General features: G+C 63.0%; 21 protein-coding genes and 1 pseudogene. 14 read left to right on the forward strand and 8 right to left on the reverse strand.

What is annotated here, in order from left to right:
- Nucleotides 1-161: 161 nt before the first annotated feature.
- Together AB4Y42_RS35455 and AB4Y42_RS35460 are read right to left on the reverse strand one after the other, a co-directional pair.
- Nucleotides 162-740 carry a pyridoxamine 5'-phosphate oxidase family protein gene (locus AB4Y42_RS35455; RefSeq protein ID WP_368696775.1) on the reverse strand — a complete coding sequence of 193 codons (579 nt, stop codon included), beginning with the start codon at nucleotides 738-740 and terminating at the stop codon, nucleotides 162-164.
- A gap of 10 nt (nucleotides 741-750) precedes the next feature.
- Nucleotides 751-1,455, reverse strand: a complete 705-nt coding sequence (locus AB4Y42_RS35460) for an SDR family oxidoreductase (protein ID WP_368696776.1) — start codon at nucleotides 1,453-1,455, stop codon at nucleotides 751-753.
- Nucleotides 1,456-1,654: 199 nt separating this feature from the next.
- Between AB4Y42_RS35460 and gcvA the strand changes: the two genes are divergently transcribed.
- Together gcvA and AB4Y42_RS35470 are read left to right on the forward strand one after the other, a co-directional pair.
- Entirely contained in the window at nucleotides 1,655-2,557 is a 903-nt protein-coding gene (gene gcvA / locus AB4Y42_RS35465) for a transcriptional regulator GcvA (protein ID WP_368696777.1), read from the forward strand.
- A 173-nt stretch (nucleotides 2,558-2,730) separates the two neighbouring features.
- Nucleotides 2,731-7,572 (forward strand): NAD-glutamate dehydrogenase, encoded by a 4,842-nt coding sequence (locus AB4Y42_RS35470; protein ID WP_368692273.1) that lies wholly within the window; start codon nucleotides 2,731-2,733, stop codon nucleotides 7,570-7,572.
- A gap of 37 nt (nucleotides 7,573-7,609) precedes the next feature.
- Here the strand turns inward: AB4Y42_RS35470 and AB4Y42_RS35475 are convergent, their stop codons facing one another.
- The 6 genes from AB4Y42_RS35475 to AB4Y42_RS35500 all read right to left on the reverse strand — a co-directional run bounded on the left by AB4Y42_RS35475 (nucleotide 7,610) and on the right by AB4Y42_RS35500 (nucleotide 13,475).
- The gene (locus AB4Y42_RS35475) at nucleotides 7,610-9,526 is read right to left on the reverse strand and encodes an AAA family ATPase (protein WP_368696778.1); all 1,917 of its coding nucleotides are present in this window, start codon (nucleotides 9,524-9,526) and stop codon (nucleotides 7,610-7,612) included.
- A 305-nt stretch (nucleotides 9,527-9,831) separates the two neighbouring features.
- The gene (locus AB4Y42_RS35480; RefSeq protein WP_368696779.1) at nucleotides 9,832-10,371 is read right to left on the reverse strand and encodes a hypothetical protein; all 540 of its coding nucleotides are present in this window, start codon (nucleotides 10,369-10,371) and stop codon (nucleotides 9,832-9,834) included.
- 106 nt (nucleotides 10,372-10,477) lie between these two features.
- Nucleotides 10,478-10,705: a Sec-independent protein translocase subunit TatA gene (gene tatA, locus AB4Y42_RS35485; RefSeq protein ID WP_368696780.1), complete on the reverse strand. Its 228-nt coding sequence runs from the start codon at nucleotides 10,703-10,705 to the stop codon at nucleotides 10,478-10,480.
- Between the two features lie 29 nt (nucleotides 10,706-10,734).
- Complete coding sequence (locus AB4Y42_RS35490; RefSeq protein WP_368696781.1) at nucleotides 10,735-11,475, reverse strand: ABC transporter permease; 741 nt, start codon at nucleotides 11,473-11,475, stop codon at nucleotides 10,735-10,737.
- On the reverse strand, nucleotides 11,472-12,419 hold the full coding sequence (locus AB4Y42_RS35495; protein WP_368696782.1) for an ABC transporter ATP-binding protein: 948 nt from the start codon (nucleotides 12,417-12,419) through the stop codon (nucleotides 11,472-11,474). The genes AB4Y42_RS35490 and AB4Y42_RS35495 overlap by 4 nt, the downstream gene beginning before the upstream one ends.
- 12 nt (nucleotides 12,420-12,431) lie before the next feature.
- Entirely contained in the window at nucleotides 12,432-13,475 is a 1,044-nt protein-coding gene (locus AB4Y42_RS35500; RefSeq protein WP_368696841.1) for an FAD:protein FMN transferase, read from the reverse strand.
- A gap of 476 nt (nucleotides 13,476-13,951) precedes the next feature.
- Between AB4Y42_RS35500 and nosZ the strand changes: the two genes are divergently transcribed.
- The 12 genes and pseudogenes from nosZ to AB4Y42_RS35560 all read left to right on the forward strand — a co-directional run bounded on the left by nosZ (nucleotide 13,952) and on the right by AB4Y42_RS35560 (nucleotide 25,817).
- Nucleotides 13,952-15,922: a TAT-dependent nitrous-oxide reductase gene (gene nosZ / locus AB4Y42_RS35505; RefSeq protein ID WP_368696783.1), complete on the forward strand. Its 1,971-nt coding sequence runs from the start codon at nucleotides 13,952-13,954 to the stop codon at nucleotides 15,920-15,922.
- 150 nt (nucleotides 15,923-16,072) lie between these two features.
- Complete coding sequence (locus tag AB4Y42_RS35510) at nucleotides 16,073-17,290, forward strand: nitrous oxide reductase family maturation protein NosD (protein WP_368696842.1); 1,218 nt, start codon at nucleotides 16,073-16,075, stop codon at nucleotides 17,288-17,290.
- A complete protein-coding gene (locus AB4Y42_RS35515) occupies nucleotides 17,283-18,191 on the forward strand; it encodes an ABC transporter ATP-binding protein (RefSeq protein WP_368696784.1) in 909 nt (302 codons plus the stop codon). Before AB4Y42_RS35510 ends, AB4Y42_RS35515 begins: the two co-directional genes overlap by 8 nt.
- A complete protein-coding gene (locus AB4Y42_RS35520; protein ID WP_368696785.1) occupies nucleotides 18,188-19,021 on the forward strand; it encodes an ABC transporter permease in 834 nt (277 codons plus the stop codon). Before AB4Y42_RS35515 ends, AB4Y42_RS35520 begins: the two co-directional genes overlap by 4 nt.
- Nucleotides 19,018-19,545, forward strand: a complete 528-nt coding sequence (locus AB4Y42_RS35525; RefSeq protein WP_368696786.1) for a nitrous oxide reductase accessory protein NosL — start codon at nucleotides 19,018-19,020, stop codon at nucleotides 19,543-19,545. The genes AB4Y42_RS35520 and AB4Y42_RS35525 overlap by 4 nt, the downstream gene beginning before the upstream one ends.
- 10 nt (nucleotides 19,546-19,555) lie before the next feature.
- Entirely contained in the window at nucleotides 19,556-19,822 is a 267-nt protein-coding gene (locus AB4Y42_RS35530) for a hypothetical protein (protein WP_368696787.1), read from the forward strand.
- Between the two features lie 2 nt (nucleotides 19,823-19,824).
- Nucleotides 19,825-20,223 (forward strand): hypothetical protein, encoded by a 399-nt coding sequence (locus AB4Y42_RS35535; protein ID WP_368696788.1) that lies wholly within the window; start codon nucleotides 19,825-19,827, stop codon nucleotides 20,221-20,223.
- A gap of 22 nt (nucleotides 20,224-20,245) precedes the next feature.
- Nucleotides 20,246-20,710 (forward strand): cytochrome c5 family protein, encoded by a 465-nt coding sequence (locus AB4Y42_RS35540; RefSeq protein ID WP_368696789.1) that lies wholly within the window; start codon nucleotides 20,246-20,248, stop codon nucleotides 20,708-20,710.
- A gap of 139 nt (nucleotides 20,711-20,849) precedes the next feature.
- Nucleotides 20,850-22,985 (forward strand): annotated as a pseudogene (locus AB4Y42_RS35545) (4Fe-4S binding protein); the annotation flags it as partial.
- A 101-nt stretch (nucleotides 22,986-23,086) separates the two neighbouring features.
- Nucleotides 23,087-23,740, forward strand: coding sequence for a cytochrome c (locus AB4Y42_RS35550; RefSeq protein WP_368696790.1), 654 nt, complete (start codon nucleotides 23,087-23,089; stop codon nucleotides 23,738-23,740).
- A gap of 70 nt (nucleotides 23,741-23,810) precedes the next feature.
- Complete coding sequence (gene petA / locus AB4Y42_RS35555) at nucleotides 23,811-24,431, forward strand: ubiquinol-cytochrome c reductase iron-sulfur subunit (protein ID WP_368696791.1); 621 nt, start codon at nucleotides 23,811-23,813, stop codon at nucleotides 24,429-24,431.
- On the forward strand, nucleotides 24,432-25,817 hold the full coding sequence (locus AB4Y42_RS35560; RefSeq protein WP_368696792.1) for a cytochrome bc complex cytochrome b subunit: 1,386 nt from the start codon (nucleotides 24,432-24,434) through the stop codon (nucleotides 25,815-25,817).
- Nucleotides 25,818-25,852 lie beyond the last annotated feature (35 nt).

The raw sequence follows: 25,852 nt of genomic DNA on the forward strand, positions 1-25,852 counted from the left end.
ACCGTGAAACAGCTCCACGCCGATGATAGTGCGGATTGCCCGTGTGAAAGTAGGTAATCGTCAGGCTCCTTATGCAGTACGTCCAGAACCCCGGTGGCTCCGAAAGAGCACCGGGGTTCTGGCGTTTACGAGCTTTAAAAAATAAAAAGCAGCTCTCCAATTCATGGCGCCAGCCAGGTCCCGCGCCATTTCCCTTCTTCGAACACCAGACTGGCCCGCCTATGCCCTGCGGGATTCAGATCGAGGTAGTCAATGCTCGATACGGTCACATCAATCAGGCAGAAGTTTTCGAATCCCGCCGATGAGTCGGGATCTTCGGCGAACGTCGTTGCATGCGCCTCGGTGGGAGACGCAACCGGCGTCGCGGGCGCAAGCGGCGAGCGATAGACGATCAACGTCCGAGGTCTGCTCGCGTCCCAAACCGCTCTCGTTTCCGAGGGCGCCTCGACGACGTTCGCAACGCCGTGCAGCCTTATCTGGATCCCGCCGTCGAGATCACAGCCGACGAGCGATATGCGCGGGTCGCGCCTCAATTCGGCCACCTTTGTAGACCGCACGTCGGTATGAAACATGACGGAACGCTGCTCGCGCGAGACACGGCGCAACACGACCGTCCGCACGGCAGGCGCACCATCTAGCGCGATCGTCGCGACCTGCAGCATCGTGAAGGGCGAACGCTCCTTTCCCGCATTGGCGCCTGCGTACAGGCGTGCCCAGACCTCATCGACGACCTGATCCATATTTGCCGCGTTACAGAGCACGCACGATGCCGCCGTCGACACGGATGTTTTGCCCCGTGATGTAGCCCGCGGCATCCGACAACAGGAACGCGACCGTCTGCGCGATCTCCTGCGTCTTCCCGAAGCGGCCAACCGGAATGCGGGTGACGATTTCGGGCGTCTCGGGCCAGCTGTCGATAAACCCCGGCAACACGGAGTTGATTCGAATATTGTCCTTCGCGTAGCGATCGGCATAAAGGCGCGTGAACGAACTCAACGCGGCGCGCAGCGCAGAAGAAACGGGCATGGCCTGCTCAGGCGCATCGGCGGCAAAGCTCGAAATATTCACCACCGCGCCGCCGCCTTGCTCGAGAAACGCAGGCGTCACGCGACGCAGCACGCGAGCGACGTTGAGCACGATGAGATCGAGCCCGAGGTGCCACTGTTCGTCGGCGACAGAAAGCAGATCGCCCTTCGGTGGATGTCCCGTGTTGTTCACCACAGCGTCGATGCGGCCATACTTTGCGAGCGTTTCGCCGACGAACCGGTCGATACAGTCCGGCCCGGTTACCGAGCCCGTAAAGCCGAATCCGCCAAGCTCTTTCGCCAGTTCGGCCGCACTGCCGGAGGGCGACATCAAGGCCAGACGGTAACCGCCGGCTGCCAGTTCACGGGCGATCGCCGCGCCCATACCCTTGCCGGCTGCCGTGACGAGTGCGACTTTTTCTGCTGCCATGGTGCTCCCTCCCTGAATGGAATTCAGCGCGTTAGAGCCGCGCTGCATGGGGTTTCGTTCAGAAACTCTATGGCGTTATGATTCGATTGTCGAATGATGTTTTTTATGGTCTGACAATAAAATTTCTGCTGGCTTGCCGTTGGAATACTGCTGGCTGTTCGCCGGCTTCCCACAGCCAATATACCCGTTGAAGCATTCATTGAAACCACGTCACCTGCCGCCGCTGAATGCGCTCCGCGCGTTCGACGCCTCCGCCCGGCACCTCAATTTCCGCCTCGCGTCCGAAGAACTCGGCGTCACCCAGGGCGCCGTCGCGCAGCAGGTGCGGGTGCTCGAAGAAGCCCTGAATTTGCCCCTTTTCGCGAGGGGGCCGCGAGGTCTCGCTCTCACGACCGAGGGGCAGACTTACTTCGCCGCCGTTCAACGGGCGCTCACGATCGTCGCCGACGCGACCGCGGCGCTGAACCGTCGTTCGACGTCCCTCACGATCAGCACGACGCCCTCATTCGCTTCGAAATGGCTGATACCCAGGCTGGCAGAGTTTGGAGAGCAGCACCCGGACATCGACGTCCGGATCATTGCTGATTCGGCGCTGTGCAATTTCAGGTCCGATGGCGTGGATATCGCAGTTCGGCTCGGCAAGCCACCGTTCGCGAAAGGTCTCGTCAGCGACCTGCTATTTCCGCTGCAGGTGTTCGCCGTAGCCAGCCCGCAACTGTTCAAGCCCGATTACCCCGTACGCACGATCGCGGACCTGGAAAACTATGTGCTGCTCCACGATTCTCATGATCTGTGGCCGGAGTTTTTCAACGCCCTGGGCTGCACAAACACGCTGGGCGCGCTGAAAGGGCCGCACTTCAGTCAATCGTCGCTCGCCATCGATGCCGCCATTGCGGGGCAGGGCATTGCACTCACGAGCGAACATCTCGTCGAGCGCGATATCGCGGCCGGAAGGCTGCAACGCCTGTTCGAGTTTTCGTTGCCCCTGTCGCTGGGTTATTACATTGTCCTTCCACAGACCGGTGTCCGGTCGGAGACGAGCCAGAGGCTGCGCACCTGGTTGCTCGCCCAGTTCACATCCGCATCGAAAGCGGCGCCATAAGCGCGCTGAAGCGGGCGTACGCAGTCAGCAAGTTCTGCGCCACCAGCCGCATTGCAGTGCAGCGCCTCGCCGTGAGGCAGCGCGTGCGCACGCATTCATCGTTCGATCACCTTGCCGGTGCATAATGACTGAACCGCCGATGCAGTCAATGACTATCCGCCAAGGAGTTCGTCATGCTAGCGAGGAACGAAGAATTCGTCGCCCATCTGCTCTCCGACGTCATGGAATTTGCGCGGGCGCGCTTGCCCGAGCCGACGTTCCAGATCGTCGAGCCTTTCCTGCGGCACTACTACGATTTCGCCGACGCGGAAGATCTGCGTAGCCGCAGCATCGCCGACCTCTATGGCGCCGCCATGGCGCACTGGCGAACCGCGCAGCGCTTCGTGCCGGGCAGCGAGCGCATGCAGGTCTACAACCCGATCCTCGAGCAGCACGGCTGGCATTCGGACCATACGGTCATCGAAATCGTGAACGACGACATGCCGTTTCTCGTCGATTCGGTCTCCATGGCCGTCAACCGTCTGGGGCTCGCGCTGCATTCCGCGCTCCACCCCGTATTCCGGATCTGGCGCGGCAAGGACGGGACGATCGAGCGTGTGGACGAGGGCGGCGCCAGCGCCGGCGACGGGCACTCGCAACTCGCCTCGTTCATCCACTTCGAGGTGGACCGCTGCGGCGACGCAGCAAAGCTCGACGAATTGCGCAGCGACATCGCCAAGGTGCTTGGCGACGTGCGGGCGTCGGTAGAAGACTGGCCGAACCTGCTCGAGGCCGCGCGCACCACCATCAAGACGATGAAAGCGCGCGAAACGAGCGCAGAGGACATCGAAGCGCGCGCGTTTCTCGAATGGATGGTGGCCGACCATTTCACCTTCCTCGGCCAGCGCGATTACGCGCTGGTTGCGCATGACGGCGGCTACGCCCTGCGCGGCGTGGAAGGCTCGGGCCTCGGCATTCTGCGCGAATCGCTGCGCGCGCCGGGCACGCCCGACATCACGCCGTTGCCGCCCGCGGCGGTCGACATCATCAGCGGCGCGTGGCCCATTTTCCTGACGAAAGCGAACTCGCGCGCCACCGTGCACCGGCCCGGCTATCTGGACTACGTCGGGGTGAAGCTCGTCGGCGCAGATGGCAAGGTGTGCGGCGAGCGCCGCTTCGTGGGCCTCTACACCTCGACTGCCTATATGGTCTCCACCGCCGAAATCCCGATCGTGCGGCGCAAATGCGCGAATATCGTGCAGCGCGCGGGGTTCCTGCCGAAGGGCCATCTCGGTAAATCGCTGGTGACGGTGCTGGAAACCTATCCGCGCGATGAACTGCTGCAGGCGAGCGAGGACGAGCTTTTCGACATCGCGCTCGGTGTGCTGCGCTTGCAGGAACACCAGCGCACGCGGTTATTCGTGCGGCGCGACCGCTTCAACCGCTTCGTTTCCTGCCTCGTGTACGTCTCGCGAGACAAGTACAACACCGATCTGCGGCGGCGGATTGCCAACCTGCTCGTGGACGCCTTCAACGGCGTATCCGTCGAGTTCACGCCGCTGCTTTCGGAGTCGGCGATCGCGCGGATTCATTTCGTCGTGCACGCCGAGCCCGGCTCGATGCCCGAAGTCGACACGCACGAACTGGAAGCGCGGCTCGTGCAGGTCACACGCCGCTGGCAGGACGATCTGGCCGATGCGCTGCTCGATGCGTTCGGCGAAGAGCAGGGCACGAGTCTGTTGCATCGCTATGCCGATTCGTTTCCACCCGGCTATCGCGACGACTATCCGGCGCGCACGGCGGTACGCGACATCGAACTGATCGAGCGCGTACAGGGAACGCAGCGCATCGCGATGAATCTGTACCGGCCCATCGAGGCGGGGCCGCGTACGTTCCGCTTCAAGGTCTATTGCGCGGGCGAAGCGATTGCGCTCTCGCGCAGCCTGCCGATGCTGGAACATCTCGGTGTGCGCGTGGATGAAGAGCGGCCCTATGTGATCGAGGCACCTTCTTGCGCGCCTGCGTGGGTCCACGATTTCGGCCTCGAACTCGCGGACGACGCCGAATTCGACATCGAGCGTGTGAAGGGCCTGTTCGAAGACGCATTCGAAAGCGTCTGGAACGCCCGCATCGAGAACGACGATTTCAACCGGCTCGTGCTGCGCGCCTATCTGAGCGCGCGCGAAGTCACGATCCTGCGCGCCTATGCGAAGTATCTTCGCCAGGTGGGCTCGACATTCAGCGACGCCTATATCGAGCGTGCGCTAACCGGCAATCCCGCGATCGCCCGGCAGTTCGTCGAACTGTTCGTACTCCGGTTCGATCCACGCGATTCACAGGCGCGAGAAGAACGCACTGCGCTCATGCTCAAGGCCATCGAAAGCGCGCTCGACCAGGTGCCCAATCTCGACGAAGACCGTATCCTGCGGCAGTTCCTCGGCGTGATCAATGCGACGGTGCGCACGAACTATTTCCGCCGCGAAGCCAATGGCGCAGAGCGGCCCTCGCTCTCGTTCAAATTCGATCCCTCGAAAGTGCCTGGCCTGCCCGAACCCAAGCCGATGTTCGAGATCTGGGTCTACTCGCCGCGCGTGGAGGGTGTGCACTTGCGCGGCGGGCGCGTCGCGCGCGGCGGCCTGCGCTGGTCGGATCGCCGCGAAGACTTCCGCACCGAAGTGCTGGGTCTCATGAAAGCCCAGATGGTGAAGAACGTCGTGATCGTGCCGGTGGGCTCGAAGGGCGGCTTCGTCGTGAAGAATCCGCCGCCGGCGAGCGACCGCGAAGCATGGATGCGCGAGGGCGTGGCGTGCTATCAGACCTTCCTGCGCGGCCTACTCGATCTCACAGACAATCTCGTGAACAACGCGATCGTGCCACCGCCCGATGTCGTGCGCCACGACCCCGACGACCCGTACCTCGTCGTGGCCGCCGACAAGGGCACCGCCACGTTCTCCGACTACGCGAACGCGATCTCCGCCGAATACGGCTTCTGGCTCGACGATGCTTTCGCCTCGGGCGGCTCCGTGGGCTACGACCACAAGAAGATGGCGATCACGGCGCGCGGCGCGTGGGAGTCGGTCAAGCGGCATTTCCGCGAAATGGGCGTCGACACGCAGGCCACCGGTTTCACCGTGGTCGGCATTGGCGACATGTCGGGCGACGTGTTCGGCAACGGCATGCTGCTCTCGCCGCATATCAAGCTCGTCGCAGCCTTCGATCACCGCCATATTTTCCTCGACCCCAATCCCGATCCGGTCGTGAGCCTCGCGGAGCGCACGCGGCTCTTCGCGCTCGAACGCTCAAGCTGGGCCGACTACGATCCGGCCACGATATCGGCGGGCGGCGGCGTGTTCGCGCGCACCATGAAGACGATCCCGCTTTCGGCCGCGGTGCGCACGGCACTCGGCATCGAAGCGGCAGCGCTTTCGCCGACCGAGTTGATTCGCGCGATCCTGCTGGCGAACGTCGATCTGCTCTATAACGGCGGCATTGGCACCTATGTGAAAGCCGCGCGCGAGACCAACGCCCAGGTCGGCGACAAAGCCAACGACGCCGTGCGCGTGAACGGCTCGGAGCTGCGCTGCAAGGTCGTGGGCGAGGGCGGCAATCTCGGCGTCACGCAGTTCGGGCGCATCGAATTCGCGCAGCACGGCGGCCACATCAACACGGATGCCATCGATAACTCGGCAGGCGTGGATTGTTCGGATCACGAAGTGAACATCAAGATCCTGCTCGGACTCGTGGTGGCCGACGGCGAGATGACGACGAAACAGCGCAACACCCTGCTCGCGGAGATGACCGACGAAGTCGGGCTGCTGGTGCTGAGCGACAACTACTACCAGACACAGGCGCTGTCGATCGCGGGCCGCTACGCCGTGGAGCTGCTCGATGCCGAATCGCGCCTCATGCGCTGGCTCGAACGCGCTGGACGTCTGAATCGCCATATCGAATTCCTGCCGACCGACGACGAAATCACTGAGCGCCAGGCCGCGAAACTCGGGCTCACGTCGCCAGAGCGCGCCGTGCTGCTCGCTTACAGCAAGATGTGGCTCTACGACGCGTTGCTCGACTCGTCCGTGCCGGAAGACCCGCTCGTCGCGGACTTGCTGATCGACTACTTCCCGCAGCCGCTGCAGCAGCGCTTTAGCGAACCCATGCATCGGCATCCGCTGCGGCGCGAAATTCTGGCGACGCATCTGACGAACGCGCTCGTGAACCGCGTGGGCTGCGCATTCGTGCACCGTTTGATGGAGGAAACCGACGCACAGCCCGGCGAAATCGTGCGCGCATGCATCATGGCGCGCGACGTGTTCGGCCTCAATGACATCTGGCGCGCCATCGACGCGCTCGACAACCGCGTGCCCGACGACGTGCAGGCGCGCATGTTCGTCGACATCGCGCGGCTGCTCGAGCGCGCGGCGCTATGGTTCCTGCGCCATCTGCAAGCAGGCGCGGTGGATAACGATGGCGTGAGCACGCTGCTGGCGCGCTGCCGCGACGCCGCTCAGCGCCTCGCGCCGCAATTGCCGACGCTGCTGCCCGAAGCGGATCTCGAAGCGCTTTCGGCACGCCAGGGCGAGCTCGTGAAGGCGGGCGTCGAAAACGCGCTCGCGCTGCGCGTGGCGAGCGGGGATATTTCGGTAGCACTGCTCGACATCGCCGATGTGGCGGCGGCATGCGACCGCCCGCTGGAGCGCGTTGCGGCGGCGTACTTCGCCCTGGGCACGCGGCTCAATTACAGCTGGATTGGCGAGCGTGCGGCGACGCTGCCTACGCCGACGCATTGGGACACCATGGCGCGCGCGGCGGCGCTCGCCGAGGTGGCGCACCTCAAGCGCGCGCTTACCACGAGCGTGCTTACGCAAGGTTCCGAAGCCGCGGACGCACAAACGCTCGTGGACGCCTGGTGCGCCCAGCACGAGGCTGCGCTGGAGCGTTATGGGCAGTTGCTGACGGAACTGCGCGCTTCGAGCGGCGTGAGTCTTTCCGTGCTGCTCGTGATCGTGAGAGCGATGGCGGCGCTCGAACGGGCTTGAAGACTCGAACGAACGATGACGGCGATATAAGAGCGGCTCAGGCGGCGGCCGCTTCGGTCACCGCCTGCGTGCTCGCCACGGCCACCGCATGCTCGCGAATCAGACGATAGACCGTCTCGCCGGGCACCGTCTCCGACTCGAGCAACTGGTCGGCGATCGCGCGCAGTACCGGTTCGTTCGCACGCAGCAACGCGAAGCACGCGTCGTTGAGTTCGTGCAGCAGCGTGTTCGCGTGCTCGATCGCGGCCTTCAACTGCAAGCCCGCGACCTGCTGCGGCAGCGCCGCGAGGCTGAACAGGTTGCCATCCGCGTTGAAGCCGTGCTTCGACACCATGTCGAGGCTGATGCGCGAGGCCTCCTGCAAATCCTGCGCCGCGCCGCTCGATGCTTCGCCGAACATGAGCAGTTCCGCATTGCGGCCGCCCAGCAGCACCTGGATCTCGTTGCGCATTTCCGTCTCGCGATACAGGTACTTGTCCTGCATTTTCGTGATCAGCGCCACGCCCAACGCGCCGCCGCGCGGCAAGATCGTCACTTCCTCGAGCACGCCGGTGCCGAGGAGCGCGGCGACGAGGCCATGTCCCGCTTCATGGATCGCAATGCGCGTGCGTTCGTCGTCCGAAAGCGCGCGCTCCGCGCCGTTGACGTCGCCAATGCGCGCAATCTTGATCGCCTCGAGAAAATGCACCGCAGCCACCTCCTGCTTGCCGGCCTTGCGCGCGACGAGACCCGCCTGATTCACGATCATCGACAGCGTGGCCGGCGAAAGGCCCGTGGTCAACCGCGCGAGCTGGTTGAAATCGAGGTCGTCGGCTTTCGTCTTCAGATTGCCGGCATAGAAGCGCAGAATTTCCGCGCGATCCTCGAGGTCGGGCAGACGCACCTGCACGGTGCGGTCGAAACGGCCGGGGCGGCGCAGCGCTTCGTCGAGATTGTCCGGGTGATTGGTCGCGGCGACGATGATCACGCCTTCGTTCGATTCGAACCCGTCCATCTCCGCGAGCAACTGGTTGATGATGCGGTTGCTTTCCGCCTCGACCGGGCCGCCGCCCGTATCGGTGCGCTTGCCGAGGCCGTCCGCCTCGTCGATGAAGATGACCGTGGGCGCGTTCTTGCGCGCGAGCTCGAACAGGCGCTTGACCTTCTGAATGCCCACGCCGTAGTACTTCGCGCTGAAATAGCTGCCCGTGATGGCGATGAAGTTCGCGCCGCATTCGCCTGCAAGCGCCTGCGCGAGCCGCGTCTTGCCGACGCCCGGGCCGCCCGTCATCAGCACGCCGCATGGCGCGCGCACGCCCATGCCCGTGAACTGCGCCGGCTCGGTGAGCCACGCGCGCACGTCGGCGAGCGCGGCTTTCGCTTCGCCCGCGCCGATCACGTCGTCGAAGCGCAACTTCGGCGATTCGCCGAGCAATTGCGCGCCGCCGCCCATTTCCCGGCGCATGAACCACAGCAGGCCGCCTAGCATCAGCACGGGGAGCAGCAGACTGAGCGCGTCACGCGAGCGGTCGATGGCTTCTGTCCAACGCTCGGCGCCGATGCGCACATCGGCGTGCGGCAGCCAGACGAGTTGCCAGGGCGGCGTCGCGCCCGGCTTCAGATCGCCGAGCAGCAGGGCGTTCGCGAACGCGCCGTTATGGTCGGCCACATAATACTTTTCGCCCTTGGTCGTCGAGACGAGAATCGCTTCGCGGCTCACGCCGATCGCGGCGACATCGCGGTCGCGAATGTCGCGCAGCAATTCCGAGGCATCCTTCTCGCGCTTCGTCCATGGCGATGCGTCATGCCGCATTTCGCTGGCGACACCCGTCAGCGCAGCCGGCTGGGACTGCGCAAGATTCACTTCATGGCGCCAGTAGAAAAAGCCAGCCGTCGCCGCGAGTGCGGCCGCGCATACACCTGACGCCACGTATCGGCCAAAGCGTGACCACCGCGAATTCCTTGCCGGTTTCATGAATGCATTCCTGCCCGGCGCCGCCGTGACGGCGCCAGATAATCTATCGTGGGACTGGAGGCGCTCGAACGTCTCGCCTTGCGTAGTCCATGGATAATCAGGAATACGAAAACGACCCTTTTAGTCGCGCTGCTCCATTGGAATTATGCCTGCGTTGGGCGGCCCGCGAAAAAGGGGATTGGCGGATAAATACCTTTTAATCCGGTGATTTAGCGTGGTTGCGTGGTTTATGGCGGGGCGCGAACAGCGATGTACGCCTGTTTGATCTGTTTTCCCGAGAGGGCCAGACCACGCCGCGAGCAGAATCAAAGGTAGATCGGCAACCCTTCCCGTATCATCCGCGCGCGCAAAAATTCGAACGTGAATTCGCGCAGACGTGGGTTGGACTTGCGTAGCAGATCGATGGCCTGCGTAAGCGAGTGGCCGCCGTTTTCGAGTGCCTGCGCGAACCGGACGATTTCGTGACGCTGCACGAGCGCATCCGGGTTACGCCGCAGCGCCGCGAGTGTGCGCGTCACGCCGTTTCGCGGCACCGCCCCTCTCACGATGCAGAGCAGGTGAATCGCGTCGAACAGGTCTGCGTTGAGTGCGCTCATGCGCAATCGCGAGACAGGAGCCGTGCCGGCATTCGCAAGCGACTGTGCGATTGGATCGAAAACGGGCAGCGGGTCTCTTCCGAGGCGCCTCAGCAGCTTTTCCGCACAATGACGCTCGGAAACGAGCGTGAAGGCGCTGCCGCCGGTGCGCGGCATCGCCTCGAGGTGGTAGTAGCTGCCTCTCGCCGGGATCGGGCCGCACGACAACGGTTTTTGATTGAGCTTCCTCAGATGAACCAGAGGCGTCACGTGGTGCGTTTCCCAAATGCACGGTACGTGAAAGCGTCCGCGTACGGGGCTCATGTTGCACGCTCTCGAGGGTGCCAGAGTCGTTTCCGCCACTCCACGGCGCGTCTCATCGTTGCTGACATGTTGTCTCCGTTGCGTTGACATCGATTATGGCGGGCGACGGTAATTCGGCATCCTGAGCGAGTGTGGGCGCCTCGGCTTCCCGCATGCCTTCCTTGAAACCCTTGACGGCACCGCCCAGATCGCCGCCGATATTGCGCAGCTTCTTCGTGCCGAACACCATCGCGACGATCAGCAAAACGACAAGCCAGTGCCAGACACTGAATTCACCCATGGAAAATCCCCTTTAATTCATCAAAGTTGCTATGCGTCGCGCCGGTTCATGTGGCGCACGACGAGCCAGCCCGCAGCGAACAGACACGCCGCGAGCGTGGCAAGCGAGCGCTCCGGTGCGATCACGAACTGGGTCGTCAACACGCCGCGCATCAAGTCGACAGCGTAGGCGGCGGGATCGAAAACGGCGGCAAGCCGGATCCAGGCCGGCGCGAGATCGAGCGGATAGAGCGCACCTGAGAGGAAGAACATCGGCAGTAGCAGCGTGTTCGAGACGACCGGAAAGACGATCACCGAGCGGAACGGCAGTGCGAGCGCGAGTCCGAGTGCGGAAAACGCGAGGGCGGCGAGCGACATGGCGAGGATGAGGAGCGCGAGGCGCGGCGCCGTGAGACCGATGCCGATGGTCGGCGAGAACGGCAGCAGGAGCGCGCTTTGCACCCAGGCCAGTGTTGCGCCCGCGCCGATCTTGCCCGCAGCGATCTCGGTGCGCTTCACGGGAGAAACCAGCAAGGCGTTCAGCAGACCCGTTTGCCGGTCGTGCACGATGCCGACCGCGGCCGAGATCGCCGTGTACATCAACGAAAGGCCGACGACGCCCGGAAAGATATACGCCTGGTATCCACTGACCTCCGCATAGGTGCCGCTCCTGAGCGCTGCGCCGAGAACGAACAGATACAGCAGCGGCTGCGTGAGGCCGAACAGGATCCGCAGCGGCGAGGCCCAGAATCGCTTCAGGTCGAACCAGATGATCGCGAGTACGTTGCTCATGCGGCTGCGTCTTCGGCCTGGTGGCATGGCTCGCTTTCGCGCGCGTCGTTCCAGTGGTCCACGATGTCCATCAGGTTGGGCGCCGTGACGTCCACGCTCGAGATCCGGTACGGCATGCGTTGCAGCAGAGCAGGCAACGCGGCTTGCGGATCGGCGACCGCCACGGCGATGCCGTGTTCATCGATCGTCGCCGCGTAACCCTGCGCCGAGAGCCAGCGGCGCGCCGTTTCGATGTCCGGCACCTGCAGCCGGATCGTGCCGGGAACGTGCGCACATAGCGCTCGCCACGGGCCATCCGCGAGCACGCCGCCCCGATGCAGCACGACGACGCGATCGGCACGGCTCGCTTCGTCGGCATGGTGTGTCGAGCACAGCACGGTGTGGCCCGCGCCAACGAGCGTCCTGATTTCCGCCCAGAACACATGGCGCGCGGCGACATCGAGGCCCAGCGTGGGCTCATCGAGCAACAGCACGCGTGGCCGCGAGATGAGTGCGCGCGCCAGTTCGAGCCGCCGGCGCTGGCCGCCCGAAAGACAGTGGACGGCTGCCGCCGCGAGCGCTTCGAGTCCGAAGGCCGTCATCAGTTCGTCGATACGCTGCCGGAGAGCGCGGCCCTTCAACCCCTGGCATCGCGCGATGAAGCTGAGGTTGTCGTACGCGCTCAAACGCGGTTCCAGCGCGGACTCCTGAAACACGACACCGATTCTCGAGCGGACCCGATCCGGCATGGCAACGGCGTCGATACCGTCGACGAAAATGCGCCCGCTGCGCGGCACAGCGAGCGTGGCTAGCAGCGAGAGCAGCGTCGTCTTGCCCGCGCCGTTGAGGCCCACGATGGCCACGAGCCCGGCGTCTGTGACCGTCATGTTGATGCCGTCGAGGATCGCGCGCCCGCCGCGGCTGAAGCTCACGTTGCGCAGATCGATGCCGGGTGCGTTCGTCATGGCGAAGACCGTTCAATCCAGCTGCGCGGGGCGCAGCGACGGATCCGTAAAGCGCAGCCGCGCCGCCATGGGCGCGGACGCCCACACGCGCCCTTGCGCGTCCACCAGCAGCACGGCCTCGACGCCGATCTTGCGCGCCAGCGACATCGCCTGCGCGGAACCGGCGATGAACGGCGGCTTGCTTGCGCCGTCGGACAACGCGCCGGCATGCGGACCGGGCTTCACGAGCACGGTCACCGACTCGCTTTGCGTGGCCGGAAAACCGCTGCGCGGATCGAGAATGTGGCAGTAGCGCATGCCGTTGGATTCGAAGAAGCGCCGGTAGTCGCCGCTCGTGCCGATCGCCTCGCCGTCGCGCAGGTCGAGTGTCGCGAGCGCGCCGGCCTTGCGCGGGTCCTGGATGCCGACCTGCCAGGGCATGCCGCCTTTGCTGCCCATTGCGAGCACATTGCCCCCCACGTCGATCAACGCGTTTTCGACGCCGCGCTGTTTGAGGATCGCGGCGGCGTCGTCCAGCGACCAGCCCTTGGCGTATCCGCCGAAGTCGATCGCGACCGCGCGATTGCTGCTCGTGACGACGCCAGTGGGCGAAATCGTGAGGTCCGCGATACGCGGGCGCAGCGCCGTCTCGCGCTCAACGGCTTCGCGCGATGGCGGCTTCACGTCGAATTGATCGGCCTGAAAACCCCATAGCCGAATGAGCCTGCCAATGGCGGGATCGAAAAGCCCGTGCGTTTCGAGGGAGAGTTGCTGCGCCGCGCGCAGAATCTGCGCGAGTTCCATCGATGCCTGGAAGGGCTTGCCTGCCGCGATGCTTTGGTTGAGTTGCGTGAGTTCCGAGGGCTGCCAGGCGTGCATCGAGCGATGCATGGCCTGGAAGTGCGTGAAGACTGCGTCGGCATCCTGCTGCGCCTGTTCGAGCGGTACGCCGTAAAGCGCCAGTTGCACGCGAGTGCCGAAAACATAAGTGCCCTGAACATAGACTTCCGGCGTTCTGAGCGTTAGCCCGAATCCGGCGGCAATGGCTGCGATAAAGAGCAGCGAAATCAGGATGATTTTTCGGTAAATGAACAATTTTCCAACGCTCCAGATAATATCCCTCTGCGCAGAATGGAATTCCATTGCGTTCGGCAATGTCCATTTTGTTTTTTTTGATTATCAACACGTTTGAATCACGTCAAATTGGACGTTTTGACGCAGGCTGCACAGGCTCTCGCGTCCGATCGCCGCACGGGTGCTGAATTACGTATGCTGCGTACTTCTTTTTAATATAAATCAAGTCGCATTCGCGAGCGGCGCGCCAAACTATCCGACTGAAAACAGGTGTTCGGGTCGGAAACGAACTGAAGATGAATTAGAAATATGCGTCGCAACGAGCGATAAGCAGTGTCTTATTTTTGGGGAATGCAAAATGCGATTTATCAATTTTCAGATTTTTAAATAACAGCGGTTTACTTCGGAGCCCATGGACTCGTTCCGCGGGTTTCGAGGCGATTTGTCGACGTTGAAACAAATTGACGAGCGAGAGCGTGATGACAATTTCAAAAGAAGAATCTGGAAAGACCGTAACTCCACAAGACAAGGGGCGTCGCAGGTTCCTGGCTTCCTCCGCGGTCGCGGGTCTGGCGGGCGCGAGCCTGTCGCTCGGTCTGGCTGCGTGCAACAAGGGCGGGGGCGAAACCACTGCGGCGGCCACGGGCAACGCGAGCAGCGGCGCAAGCGGTGCGAGCGCGACCCCGGCCATCGATTGGGACAAGTACGAGGTGCATCCGGGCAAGCTCGATACGTACTACGGCTTTTCGAGCGGCGGGCACTCGGGTGACCTGCGGGTGCATGGGCTGCCCTCGGGGCGCGAGATCCGGCGCGTGCCGGTGTTCAACGTCGATTGCATGTCGGGTTGGGGCATCACGAACGAATCGCGAAAGATCATCGGCACGCGGCCGAACGGCCAGCTGAACTACATGACCGGCGACACGCACCACGTTCACATGTCGTATACCGACGGCGTATACGACGGCCGGTACATCTTCGTAAACGACAAGATCAACGCGCGCGTGGCACGCGTGCGTCTCGACACGATGGAGTGCGACGCGATCACGCAATTGCCGAATGTACAGGGCTTTCACGGCATCTTTCCTGACAAGCGCGACCCGCTGGACGAAAAGATCAATTCGACGACGCGCGTCTTCTGCGGCGCCGAATTCCATACGCCGCAGCCCAACGACGGCCGCGATCTGAACGACCCGAAGAAGTATTTCTGTCTGTTCACCTGCATCGACGCGAAGACGATGCAGCCGCGCTGGCAGGTGAAGGTCGACGGCAACATGGACCTCGTCGCGACGTCGTATGACGGCAAGCTTGCTTGCTCGAATCAGTACAACACCGAAAACGGCGTGCATTACGAAGACATGATGTCGGCCGAGCGCGACGCCTGCGTGTTTTTCAACATCGCGCGCATCGAAGCGGCCGTGAAGGCCGGCAAGTTCTTCCACGTCGGCAACTCGACGGTGCCCGTGGTCGACGGCACGCACGAGGCCAGCGCGGACCCGAAAACCGCGCTCACGTGTTATGTGCCCGTGCCGAAGAACCCGCACGGCGTGAATATTTCGCCGGACGGCAAATACTATGCATGTGCGGGCAAGCTGTCGCCGACCGCAACGGTGATTTCGCACGAGTTGATGCTCAAGTGGTTCGACGGCGAATTCAAGGATCCGCGCGACGCCGTCGTCGCCGAACCCGAAATCGGGCTTGGGCCGCTGCATACCGGCTTCGACGGCAAAGGCTTCGTGTACACCACGCTCTTCCTCGACAGCCAGATCGTCAAGTGGGATCTCGCCGCCGCGATGAAGGCCTACAAGGGCGACAAAGAAGCGAAGGTCGTTGTCGATCGCGTTGACGTCCATTATCAGCCGGGGCACGGATTCACCTCGATGGGCGAGACGAGAGAACCGGACGGCCAGTACTTCATCTCCGACAACAAATTTTCGAAAGACCGGTATTTGCCCGTCGGCCCGCTGCACCCGGACAGTTCGCAACTGATCGACATCAGCGGCGACAAGATGGTGGTCGTCGGCGACCATCCGCTTTATCCGGAACCGCACGACTCGATCATGGTGCGCCGGGACATCATCAAGACGCGGCAGATCTACGACCTGAACGAGTTTCCGCTTGCCGTGAAGACCGCGAAGGACTGCCGTGTCGAACGCCAGGGCAGGAAGGTCACGGTGTATCTGACCTCGCAGGCGCCGGTGTTCGGCCTGCGCGAATGGTCAGTGAAGAAAGGCGACGAAGTCACGATCATCCTGACGAATCTGGACAAGGTCGAGGATCTCACGCACGGCTTTGCCATCCCGTTCTACAACATCAACTTCGTCGTCCATCCGCAGCAAACCCAGTCCGTCACGTTCATCGCGGACAAACCGGGCGTGTACTGGTGCTATTGCACGAACTTCTGCCACGCGTTGCACCTTGAAATGCGCTCGCGAATGCTCGTGCAGGCATAGAGCGTCAAGGCAGTAGCAAAGGCGTGGGCGAACCGGGACGCTGCGCGTTTTCCGGTTCGCCGCGCGGCTCTCGTTCGAACCTCGAAAAACCTCTATCGCTGGCAGTCCAGAATGCTGGAGTTCCCACTTGTTGCGGTGCCTGCGCTTGCCATGCTGCTGGTGCGCACGGTCGCTGCCGCCACGCTCACCGTGCATCCCGGCGAGATGGTGGCTTCGGCGATCGACGCGGCCCGGCCGGGCGACACGGTCGTGGTCTACGGCGGCCGCTACGAGGAGAACCTCAAGATCGATAAGCGTCTCACGCTGCGCGGCATAGGCCGGCCGATGATCGATGGACGCAACACGGGCGACGTCATTCGCATCGCTGCGCCAGACGTGACGATCAGCGGTCTTGCGATCGTCAATAGCGGTGCGGACCTGACGGCACAGAACGCGGGCGTCTACGTGCAGCCCGGCTCGGACCGCGCTGAGATCGATCGCTGCGAACTCGTCTACAACCTGTTCGGCATGTGGATAGAGCACTCCGCCGACGTGCGCGTGCACGACAACGTGATCGTCGGCAAGCGCGACCTGCGCTCGCCCGATCGGGGCAACGGTATCCAGCTCTACAACACGACGGGCGCGCAGATCGTGGGCAACACCATCAGCTATTCGCGTGACGGTATTTACGTCGACGTATCGCAGCACGCGCTCTTCAAGGGCAACTCGATCCACGACGTCCGCTACGGAACGCATTACATGAACTCGTACTACAACGTCTGGGACGGCAACGAGGTCTATCACAACCGCGGTGGCCTCGCGATCATGGAGTCGCGCAACCAGGTCGTGAAGAACAACCGGGTGTGGGGCAATACGGACCACGGCATCATGCTGCGCACGCTGCAGGACTCGGTGGTCGAAAACAACGTGGTGGCCGGCAACCAGCGCGGCCTGTTCATCTACGACGCCGAATACAACACGATCCGCGGCAACCTCGTGGTGGACAACAACGTCGGCGTGCATCTGTGGGGCGGTTCGATCCATAACGACGTGAACGGCAACGACTTTGCCGGCAACCGGGAACAGATCCGCTACGTTGCCGCGCGCGACGTCGCCTGGCCCGGCAACTACTGGAGCAATTATTTCGGCTGGGACAAGCGCGGCCGGGGCATCGGCGACATTCCCTACACAGCGAACGATCTCGTCGACCGGCTCACCTGGCGTGTGCCCGCAGTGAAGGTGCTCATGAACAGCCCCGCGGTGCAGTCGCTGCGCCTGATATCGCAGCAGTTTCCGCTGGTGGCCGTGCCGAGTGTCGTCGACGACGCGCCGCGCATGAAGCCTTCGCACCCAGGGTGGGCAAGCTGGGTCGGGAGGCAGCATGATTGAAATTACGGGCGTGGCCAAGACGTTCGGTGCGCTGCGTGCGCTGGACGGTGTCGACCTGACGGTGCGCAAGGGCGAACTGTTCGGGCTGATTGGCCGCAACGGCGCGGGCAAGAGCACGCTGTTCCAGCTCATGCTCGGTCTTCTTTCGGCGGACGAGGGGCGTGTGCAGGTCGACGGCGAATGCGCCGGCGGTCCGCGCTTTCGTGCTGTCAAGCGCAGGCTCGGGTACCTGCCGGAGAACGTCGTGCTCTACGACAACCTGAGCGGGCTCGAGACGTTGCGCTTTTTCGCGCGGCTGAAGGGCGCCGATGCGGCCGGGTGCATGCCGCTGCTCGAACAGGTGGGTCTCGCCGGTGCGGCCGAGCGCAAGGTCCGCGAATATTCGAAAGGGATGAAGCAACGGCTCGGTTTCGCGCAGGCGCTGCTGGGAGATCCGGCGTTGCTGTTTCTCGACGAGCCGACGAACGGCCTCGATCCGGAAGGCATCCGCGAGTTCTATCGAACGCTGAAGACTCATCAGGACGCGGGCACGACCATCGTCATCACCTCGCACATCCTTGCCGAAATCCAGCAGCGCGTGGATCGTCTCGCGATACTGCAGGCCGGGCGCATCCGCGCGGCGGGCAGTGTGTCCGCGTTGCGCGGCGAAGCGAACCTGCCGCTTTCCATCGAAGTCGTCGCGCTTTCGGACGACACGCACGCGATCGCTGAAGCATTGCGCCGGGCACCGTTTGGTCAACTGACGATTGGCGGGCGTCACATCGCATTCGAGTGCCCGCGCGAGGCGAAGATGGCGGCCATTGCAGCATTGGCGCCGCTGTCTGGCCGGATTGCGGATCTACAGATTCACGAGCCGTCGCTCGAAGACGTGTTTCTCGGCTGCACGGAGATGAACACATGAGCCTCGCCATTTGCTCTTCGTGGACACAGATTCGCGTGATTGCCGGCAAGGAGTTTCGCGACCGCATTCGCAACCGCTGGGTGCTCGCCGTGTCGCTCGTGTTCGGCGTGTTCACGCTCGCGACCTCGTACTTCGGCGCGGCCACGCAGGGCGCCGTTGGCTTTCACGGCGTCGAAGCGCTGATCGCCAGTCTCGTCAGCCTCACGATCTATCTGCTTCCGCTGATCGCGCTGATACTCGGATTCGACGCGATCGTCGGCGAGCGCGAGCGGGGCACGTTGAATCTGTTGTTGTCGTATCCGGTCACGCGCGTCGAACTGCTGCTGGGCAAGTACGTGGGGCTCGCCGCGGCGCTATCCTGCGCGACGCTCGCGGGCTTCGGTCTCGCCGGCATCGTGATCGCCGTGCGTGCGCCGGCCGCCGACTGGTTTCAATACGCGGGCTTCGTCGTCAGCGCAGTGCTGCTCGGCTGCGTCTTCCTGAGCCTCGCGGTCTGCACGTCGGTGTTTTGCGCAAGCCGCACGTCGGCGAGCGGCGTGGCGATCGCGCTGTGGTTCTTCTTCGTGCTCGTGTACGACCTGCTGCTGCTCGGCGCGCTGGTGCTCACGGGCGGCGCCGCGCTCGGCCCGCTGTTTCCGCTGCTGCTCATGCTCAACCCGTCCGACGTCTTTCGCATTCTGAACATCTTCGGCCCGGGAGACCTGCGCACGATGTATGGCCTCGTGAGCGTGTTTCCCGCCACGCTTGCTGTTCCGCTCTTTCTCGGCCCCGTGATGCTCGCCTGGATCGCGGCGCCGCTCGGGCTCGCTGCCTGGAGATTCAATCGATGAACCGCCACTCCCTCAAGACGATCGCCGCGATGGCGGTCACCGTGCTCACCGTCGTGCTCGCAACGGGTTGCCGGAACGATTCGCGTGCGCTGCCCGCGCCGCATGAAATCAGCGATTCGACGGTGAGCGTGCTCGACGGCATGAGCCTCAAGGAATACCCGGGGCCGAAGGCGCAGATGCTCTTTGCGGACGGTCACACCGACTTCTTCTGCGACACGCTCGGGCTATTTTCGGTCTATCTGCGCCCCGAACACGATCGCAAGGTTAGCGCGATGTACGTGCAGGACATGGGCGCGGCCGACTGGCGGCACCCGGAGGGCCACTGGATCGACGCGACGCAGGCGATCTACGTGATCGGCTCCAGGAAGCATGGCGCGATGGGTCAGACCTTCGTTTCGTTCGCCACGGAAAGCGATGCCACGCAGTTCGCGAAGTCCGAAGGCGGACGGCTCTATCACTTCAACCAGATCACGAGCGATATGGCGACGACCGACGGCGGCGTGATCAAGGACCAGAACATGTAAGGAAACAGGGATGACACACTTTTTTCAAAACGTTCCCTCGGAAGCGGCCCAGCAAATCGATGCCCTGAGCCGCATGCTCTACGACCTGCGCGAGGACCGCAAGCTCATCCTCGCCAGATACCGCGCCGACGACGAGAAAGCGCTGCTGGCGCTGATCGCGGAGGGCAGGGTGGAAGCGCATTCGGCCTACGAGCACTACTTCGGTGCGAAGACGCTCGCGAATACGCGCGAAGTCATCCGCGAACAGTTGCGCGAACTGCTGGCCACGGGAGTTTGACCATGCTGCACATCGAATTGAAGGAGCATATCGAAGCAGCGTTCGACGCCACGCAACTGGCCTCGGTCACGCTGTGCCGCGATGCGCTCGAATTGGGTTTGACCAATGGCGTCGAGCTGACGCTGCGTATTGCAGACCCGAGCGAGTACGCGATGAACTGGCGCTGGGGCGAAGTGGCGATGGGTATCGATACCGCGCCCGTGCACCCCACGCTCGGCACTTTTCCGAACCATCTCCATACGCCGGATGGCCGGACCGTCGACGATCCGGTCAGCGAAGTCGGTGTAGCGCCGTGGCACAACGTGCGCAGGCTGATCGCCCGGCTGCTCGCCCAGCCGTTGCTGGGCTTTGACGCCTCGTTTTCGCGCGACTTGTCGGAAGCCACGAGCGACGAATCCTGAACCCCCTCAATAAGGAAAGACCATGAAAACCCGTAATACCGTGATCGCAGCCATTGGCTTCGCCCTCGTGCTTGGCCTTGCAGCATGTGACAAGAGTGGTGCCGCTTCGCAAGTGGGCAGCGCGACGCCGAAGTCGATTGCGCCCATCGGCGTGGTGGCGATGGACCCAGGCGTGTCGGCTTCGTCGGGCTTCGTCAAGGTGGCGGTGAGTGCCGCACCGGCCGCGGCGCCGAATCCTGGCGGCGAGAACGTGTTCAAGAGCGTCTGCTTCATGTGTCACCAGACGGGCGCGGGCGGCGCCCCGATTCTCGGCAACAAGACCGACTGGGCGCCGCGCATCGCGAAGGGCAAGCCGGCGTTGTACAAGCACGCGCTGGACGGCTTTACCGGTAACAACGGGATGATGCCGGCGCGTGGCGGCAGTCCGAGCCTGAAGGACGACGAGGTGAAGGCGGCAGTCGACTTCATGGTGTCGAAGATTCAGTGACATGAGCGAGACGACGCCGCGCCGGCCGGGGTCAGGCGAGCGGCGCGGCGTCGGGATAGCTTCGCTATCGCGACGCGTTTCGGATAACTAATCGCGTCGATGCCGCTTCATTCCAGGCGGCTCCCACAAAGCGACAAAAATGAAAGTCTCGTTCCGGATCTTGCTGTTCGCGCCACTCTTCGCACTGCTGTTTGCATTCACCCACCCGGCCTTTGCTTCGATCTACGAGCAGGAGTTGCCGGACGAACTGTTCAGCCGTCCGGAGATGTGCAAGTGGACCGACTGCGCGGGCGTGATACCAGGCGCAACAGAATTCTCGGCGCGCAAGGGCAGCCCGCCATACGTCGAGGCCTATGCGAACGACGGCCACGCGCGCGTACTCAGGGGCTACGTATTTCTCTCGACCGATATCGTCGACATACAGGGCTACTCCGGCAAGCCTATCGTCACGCTGATCGGGATGGACACAAAAGGCGTGATTACCGGCGTCAGGGTGCTCAAGCACAGCGAGCCGATCCTGCTCGTGGGCATACCCGAAAGCAAGCTGCTCGCCTTCTTGCGGCAATACGTCGGCCGGTTCGCCGGTTCGCGCTTCGAGATCGGGCAAGGTAGCGCGGGTGCGGCGAACCTCGATGCCATCTCGGGCGCGACCGTGACCGCCATCGCGGAGAACCAGTTGATCGCGCGTTGCGCGGTTGCGATTGCGAGCCAGGTCGGTATCGTGAAGGAAGCCTTCTTGCCGCAGGCAAAACTGCTGGCCGCCGAGGCGCGCTATGGATGGCCCGCGCTCGTGGACATGGGCGCTGTGCAGCACCTCGTGATCCACGCGAGCGACGTTGGCGCAGCGGAGAGCGGCGCGCCCTATCTCGATCTTTACTATGGCTACCTGAACGCGCCGGCAATCGGCAAGAGCATTCTTGGCGACTACGATTACGCGCAACTCATGAACCGGCTCAAGCCCGGCGAGCACGCGCTTTTCATCGTGGCGAACGGCACGGAGTCGTTCAAGGGCTCGGGCTTCGTGCGTGGCGGGATTTATGACCGCATTCAGGTCAGACAGGGGATCAACGCGTTCACGTTCAAGGACTCCGACTATCTGAACCTCTATTCGTTGCAGGCGGCGGGCGCACCCGCCTTCAACGAGACCGGTATCTTCATCATCCGCAGCACGAGTTTCAGTGCCGCCTATCCGTGGAAATTCGTGTTCCTCGGCCACACCATCGACAAGCAATCCGGCGCGAAGCGCTTTTCGGCGTTCAACTCGCCGTACTGGCTGCCGGCGCGCTTTCTTGACGGCGGCAGGCCGAAGGTTCAGGAGGAGAAGCCGGCCTGGTGGAACGCATGGAACGGGAAGAAGGTCGAGATTGGCCTTTTCGTTGGCTGGGCCCTTGCCGTCATGCTGTTCTTCGCGACGCGCGACCGCTGGGTGCGCGAGGCGAAGCGCGCGAACAAGCGCTGGGTCTCGTGGCCGAAAACAGCGAGCTGGCTGATTGCGGTGGGTTTCGCAGGCTGGCATGAGATGGCGCAGCCATCCATCACGCAGGTGCTGACGTTCATCCATTCACTGTTTGGCGACTGGAATCTCTCGCTCTTCCTTTCCGATCCGTTCATCTTCGTCTTCTGGATCGTGATCGCGATCACCGTGATCGTCTGGGGACGCGGCTTGTTTTGCGGATGGATGTGCCCGTTCGGGTCGATGTCCGAGATGCTTTACAAGCTCGCGCGCGCAGTGGGATTGAAGAAGCTGCAACGCCAGTTGCCGATGCGCTGGCACAACCGGCTGCGCAAACTCAAGTACGCAGTGTTTGCGGTTTTACTCGCCGTGTCGTTCTTCTCGATGCCGTGGGCCGAAAAGCTCGCCGAGATCGAGCCGTTCAAGACGACCTTCCTCGTTGGCGTACTCAACCGCGCGTGGCCGTTCATGTTGTTCTGGACTGTCGTCGTCGGTGCATCGATCTTTATCGAGCGGCCATTCTGCAAGTATCTGTGCCCGCTAGGGGCCAGTCTCGCACTGCCTGGGCGCCTGCGCTTGCTCAAGTTGCGGCGCAAGCCCGAATGCACGACCTGCCACGCTTGCGCAGTGGGCTGCGGTTCCCTCGCGATCGACGACACAGGGCGGATCGACCAGATGGAATGCATGCTCTGCCTCGATTGCATGGTGATGTATTACGACGAGCACAGCTGCCCGCCTCTCGCGAAGGAGAGAAAGCGGCGCGAAAGGGAAGCGCTGCCTCTGACTCCGGTCGGCAAGAACGGACATTACATTCCGATCAAACTGGAAGTTCCCGAAGGCGCGACCATCCGGGGCGCAAACACTGCGCCACTGGCGCGCCCGGCGGAACCTCTCGCCCTTACAAAACAGGACAGGACGTGCGAATGAATCGAATGCACAAGCTTTGGGTGAGTCTTCAAGTGGCCATGAGTCTTTCGGGTTGGGCAGTGCTTGCGCACGCGGCGCAAGTCGATGCGCCCGATGCCAGCCGAGGCCAGGCCGTCGTGGCGCAGGTATGCGCGGCGTGCCACGGCGCCGACGGGAACAGCGCCGCCGAAACCTGGCCGAAGCTCGCGGGGCAGCACGCCGGGTACATCGTCAAGCAGCTAGGCGATTTCAAGGCGCCTCCCGGCGGTGGCCAGCCAGCTCGCAACAACCCGATTATGGCGGGCATGGCCGGCATGCTCTCCGATCAGCAAATCGCGGATGTCGCTGCGTATCTCGCGGCCCAGAACCCGCAGCCGGGCTACGCGCATGACAAGGACACGCTCGCGCTGGGGCAGCGCATCTATCGAGGCGGTATTGCGGAAAAGGGCGTGCCCGCGTGCGCCGCTTGCCACGGGCCCGCGGGCCAAGGGATTCCGTCGTTGTATCCGCGCCTCTCGGGGCAATGGGCGGCCTATACCGCGATCCAGTTGACTGCGTTCAGTCAGGGAGCGGGCGCGAGGGACAACAGCGCACCGATGCATGCCATTGCATCGCGTCTTTCGGACAGCGAAATTAAGGCGGTGGCCGACTACATCTCAGGGCTGCGCTAGGGGCGCCATTCGCGTCGGCACGCCGCCGTGGAGGCGGCCTGAAAGAAACAATTCAAAAACGAGGAATGTCATGCAAGTCCAGCAAGACGAACGTGTCGACAGCGGCCGCCGGACGTGGCTGATTGCGGCATCGGTAGCAGGCGGCGTCGGCGGAGTAGCCGCGGTCGTGCCTTTCGTTGGCTCGTTTGCGCCTTCCGAAAAGGCGAAGGCGGCCGGCGCACCGGTTGAAGTCGACATCGCCAATCTCAAGCCTGGCGAGATGATGACCGTGGCATGGCGAGGCAAGCCCGTATGGATCTTCAACCGCACCGATCAGATGCTCGCCGGTATTCAGAAGGCCGACAACGAACTCGCCGACCCGCAGTCGAAGAATCCCTTTTCGATGCCCGAGCCCGAATACTGCAAGAACGAGTTTCGATCGCGCGCCGAGCATCAGAATATTTTCGTGGCCGTTGCCGTCTGCACGCATCTGGGCTGCACGCCGACGCCGCGCTTCCAGTCGGGCCCGCAGCCGAACCTGCCCGAGAACTGGCCGGGCGGCTTCCTGTGCCCGTGCCACGGCTCCACCTACGATCTCTCCGGCCGCGTGTTCAGGAACAAGCCCGCGCCCCAGAACCTCGACATCCCGCCTTACATGTTCACGTCAGCCACTCAGCTCGTGATCGGCAAGGACGAAAAAGGAGAAGCGTAAATGGCGAGCCGCACTGAACACGAAGTCGAAACGAAGGGAATCCTCGGCTGGGTCGACAAACGCTTCCCATTGACCGCAATGTGGAAGACCCATCTCTCCGAATATTACGCGCCGAAGAATTTCAATTACTGGTACTTCTTCGGCTCGCTCGCGCTGCTCGTGCTGGTGAACCAGATCGTCACCGGCATTTTCCTCACCATGAACTACAAGCCCGATGCGACGCTCGCGTTCGCCTCGGTCGAGTACATCATGCGCGAGGTGCCGTGGGGCTGGCTCATCCGCTACATGCACTCCACGGGCGCTTCGATGTTCTTCGTGGTCGTCTATCTGCACATGTTCCGCGGGCTGCTGTACGGTTCGTACCGCAAGCCGCGCGAGCTCGTGTGGATCTTCGGCTGCGCGATCTTCCTGTGCCTGATGGCCGAAGCGTTCTTCGGCTACCTGCTGCCTTGGGGCCAGATGTCGTTCTGGGGCACCCAGGTGATCGTGAACCTGTTCTCGGCGATTCCCTTCGTTGGCCCGGACCTCTCGCTATGGATTCGCGGCGATTACGTTATCTCCGACGTTACGCTCTCCCGCTTTTTCGCGTTCCATGTGGTTGCCATTCCGCTCGTGCTCATCGGGCTCGTGGTCGCGCACATCATCGCGCTGCACGAGGTGGGCTCGAACAATCCGGACGGCATCGAGATCAAGGCGAAGAAGGACGCGAATGGCGTGCCGCTCGACGGCATCCCGTTCCACCCGTATTACTCGGTGCATGATTTCCTCGGCGTGTGCATCTTCCTGATTGTCTTCGCGGCGATCGTGTTCTTCGCGCCGGAGATGGGCGGCTACTTCCTCGAGGCGAACAACTTCGTGCCGGCCAACCCGCTGCAAACACCGCCCGAAATCGCGCCGGTCTGGTACTTCACGGCGTTCTACGCGATGCTGCGCGCCACCACCGACCCGTTCAAGATCGTGCTGATGATCGTGATCGCGCTGCTCGGGCTGCTCGCGCTCGTGCGCGCCCGCGGCAAATGGCGCGCCGGGCTGCCGGTGCTGGCAGTGCTCGTGATCCTCGCGATGTACTTCACCGAGTCGAAGTTCTGGGGCGTGGTGGTGATGGGCACGGCGGTGATCTCGCTCTTCTTCCTGCCGTGGCTCGACCGCTCGCCGGTGAAGTCGATCCGCTACCGGCCGTTCTTCCACAAGGTGTTTCTCGGCATCTTCGTGGTGGCGTTCCTGACACTCGCGTTCCTCGGCACGAAGCCGCCATCGCCGGCGGCCACGCTGATCGCCCAGATCTGTGCGCTCGTCTATTTCGCTTTCTTCCTCGGCATGCCGTTCTGGACGCCGCTTGGCACTTTCAAGCAGCCGCCCGAGCGCGTGCGATTCAAGTCCCATTGACCAACGAGCGAAGAGAACATGAATATGAAAAGGAA

Source organism: Paraburkholderia sp. EG286B, assembly GCF_040965655.1.
Lineage (GTDB): Bacteria > Pseudomonadota > Gammaproteobacteria > Burkholderiales > Burkholderiaceae > Paraburkholderia.

What these genes read in the sequence shown, in the direction of transcription:
- AB4Y42_RS35455 (WP_368696775.1), bottom strand. Translation starts at nt 740, where the DNA reads ATGGATCAGGTCGTCGATGAGGTCTGGGCACGCCTGTACGCAGGCGCC.
- AB4Y42_RS35460 (WP_368696776.1), bottom strand. Translation starts at nt 1,455, where the DNA reads ATGGCAGCAGAAAAAGTCGCACTCGTCACGGCAGCCGGCAAGGGTATG.
- AB4Y42_RS35470 (WP_368692273.1), top strand. Translation starts at nt 2,731, where the DNA reads ATGCTAGCGAGGAACGAAGAATTCGTCGCCCATCTGCTCTCCGACGTC.
- AB4Y42_RS35475 (WP_368696778.1), bottom strand. Translation starts at nt 9,526, where the DNA reads ATGAAACCGGCAAGGAATTCGCGGTGGTCACGCTTTGGCCGATACGTG.
- tatA (WP_368696780.1), bottom strand. Translation starts at nt 10,705, where the DNA reads ATGGGTGAATTCAGTGTCTGGCACTGGCTTGTCGTTTTGCTGATCGTC.
- AB4Y42_RS35490 (WP_368696781.1), bottom strand. Translation starts at nt 11,475, where the DNA reads ATGAGCAACGTACTCGCGATCATCTGGTTCGACCTGAAGCGATTCTGG.
- AB4Y42_RS35495 (WP_368696782.1), bottom strand. Translation starts at nt 12,419, where the DNA reads ATGACGAACGCACCCGGCATCGATCTGCGCAACGTGAGCTTCAGCCGC.
- nosZ (WP_368696783.1), top strand. Translation starts at nt 13,952, where the DNA reads ATGACAATTTCAAAAGAAGAATCTGGAAAGACCGTAACTCCACAAGAC.
- AB4Y42_RS35510 (WP_368696842.1), top strand. Translation starts at nt 16,073, where the DNA reads ATGCTGCTGGTGCGCACGGTCGCTGCCGCCACGCTCACCGTGCATCCC.
- AB4Y42_RS35515 (WP_368696784.1), top strand. Translation starts at nt 17,283, where the DNA reads ATGATTGAAATTACGGGCGTGGCCAAGACGTTCGGTGCGCTGCGTGCG.
- AB4Y42_RS35520 (WP_368696785.1), top strand. Translation starts at nt 18,188, where the DNA reads ATGAGCCTCGCCATTTGCTCTTCGTGGACACAGATTCGCGTGATTGCC.
- AB4Y42_RS35525 (WP_368696786.1), top strand. Translation starts at nt 19,018, where the DNA reads ATGAACCGCCACTCCCTCAAGACGATCGCCGCGATGGCGGTCACCGTG.
- AB4Y42_RS35530 (WP_368696787.1), top strand. Translation starts at nt 19,556, where the DNA reads ATGACACACTTTTTTCAAAACGTTCCCTCGGAAGCGGCCCAGCAAATC.
- AB4Y42_RS35535 (WP_368696788.1), top strand. Translation starts at nt 19,825, where the DNA reads ATGCTGCACATCGAATTGAAGGAGCATATCGAAGCAGCGTTCGACGCC.
- AB4Y42_RS35540 (WP_368696789.1), top strand. Translation starts at nt 20,246, where the DNA reads ATGAAAACCCGTAATACCGTGATCGCAGCCATTGGCTTCGCCCTCGTG.
- AB4Y42_RS35550 (WP_368696790.1), top strand. Translation starts at nt 23,087, where the DNA reads ATGAATCGAATGCACAAGCTTTGGGTGAGTCTTCAAGTGGCCATGAGT.
- petA (WP_368696791.1), top strand. Translation starts at nt 23,811, where the DNA reads ATGCAAGTCCAGCAAGACGAACGTGTCGACAGCGGCCGCCGGACGTGG.
- AB4Y42_RS35560 (WP_368696792.1), top strand. Translation starts at nt 24,432, where the DNA reads ATGGCGAGCCGCACTGAACACGAAGTCGAAACGAAGGGAATCCTCGGC.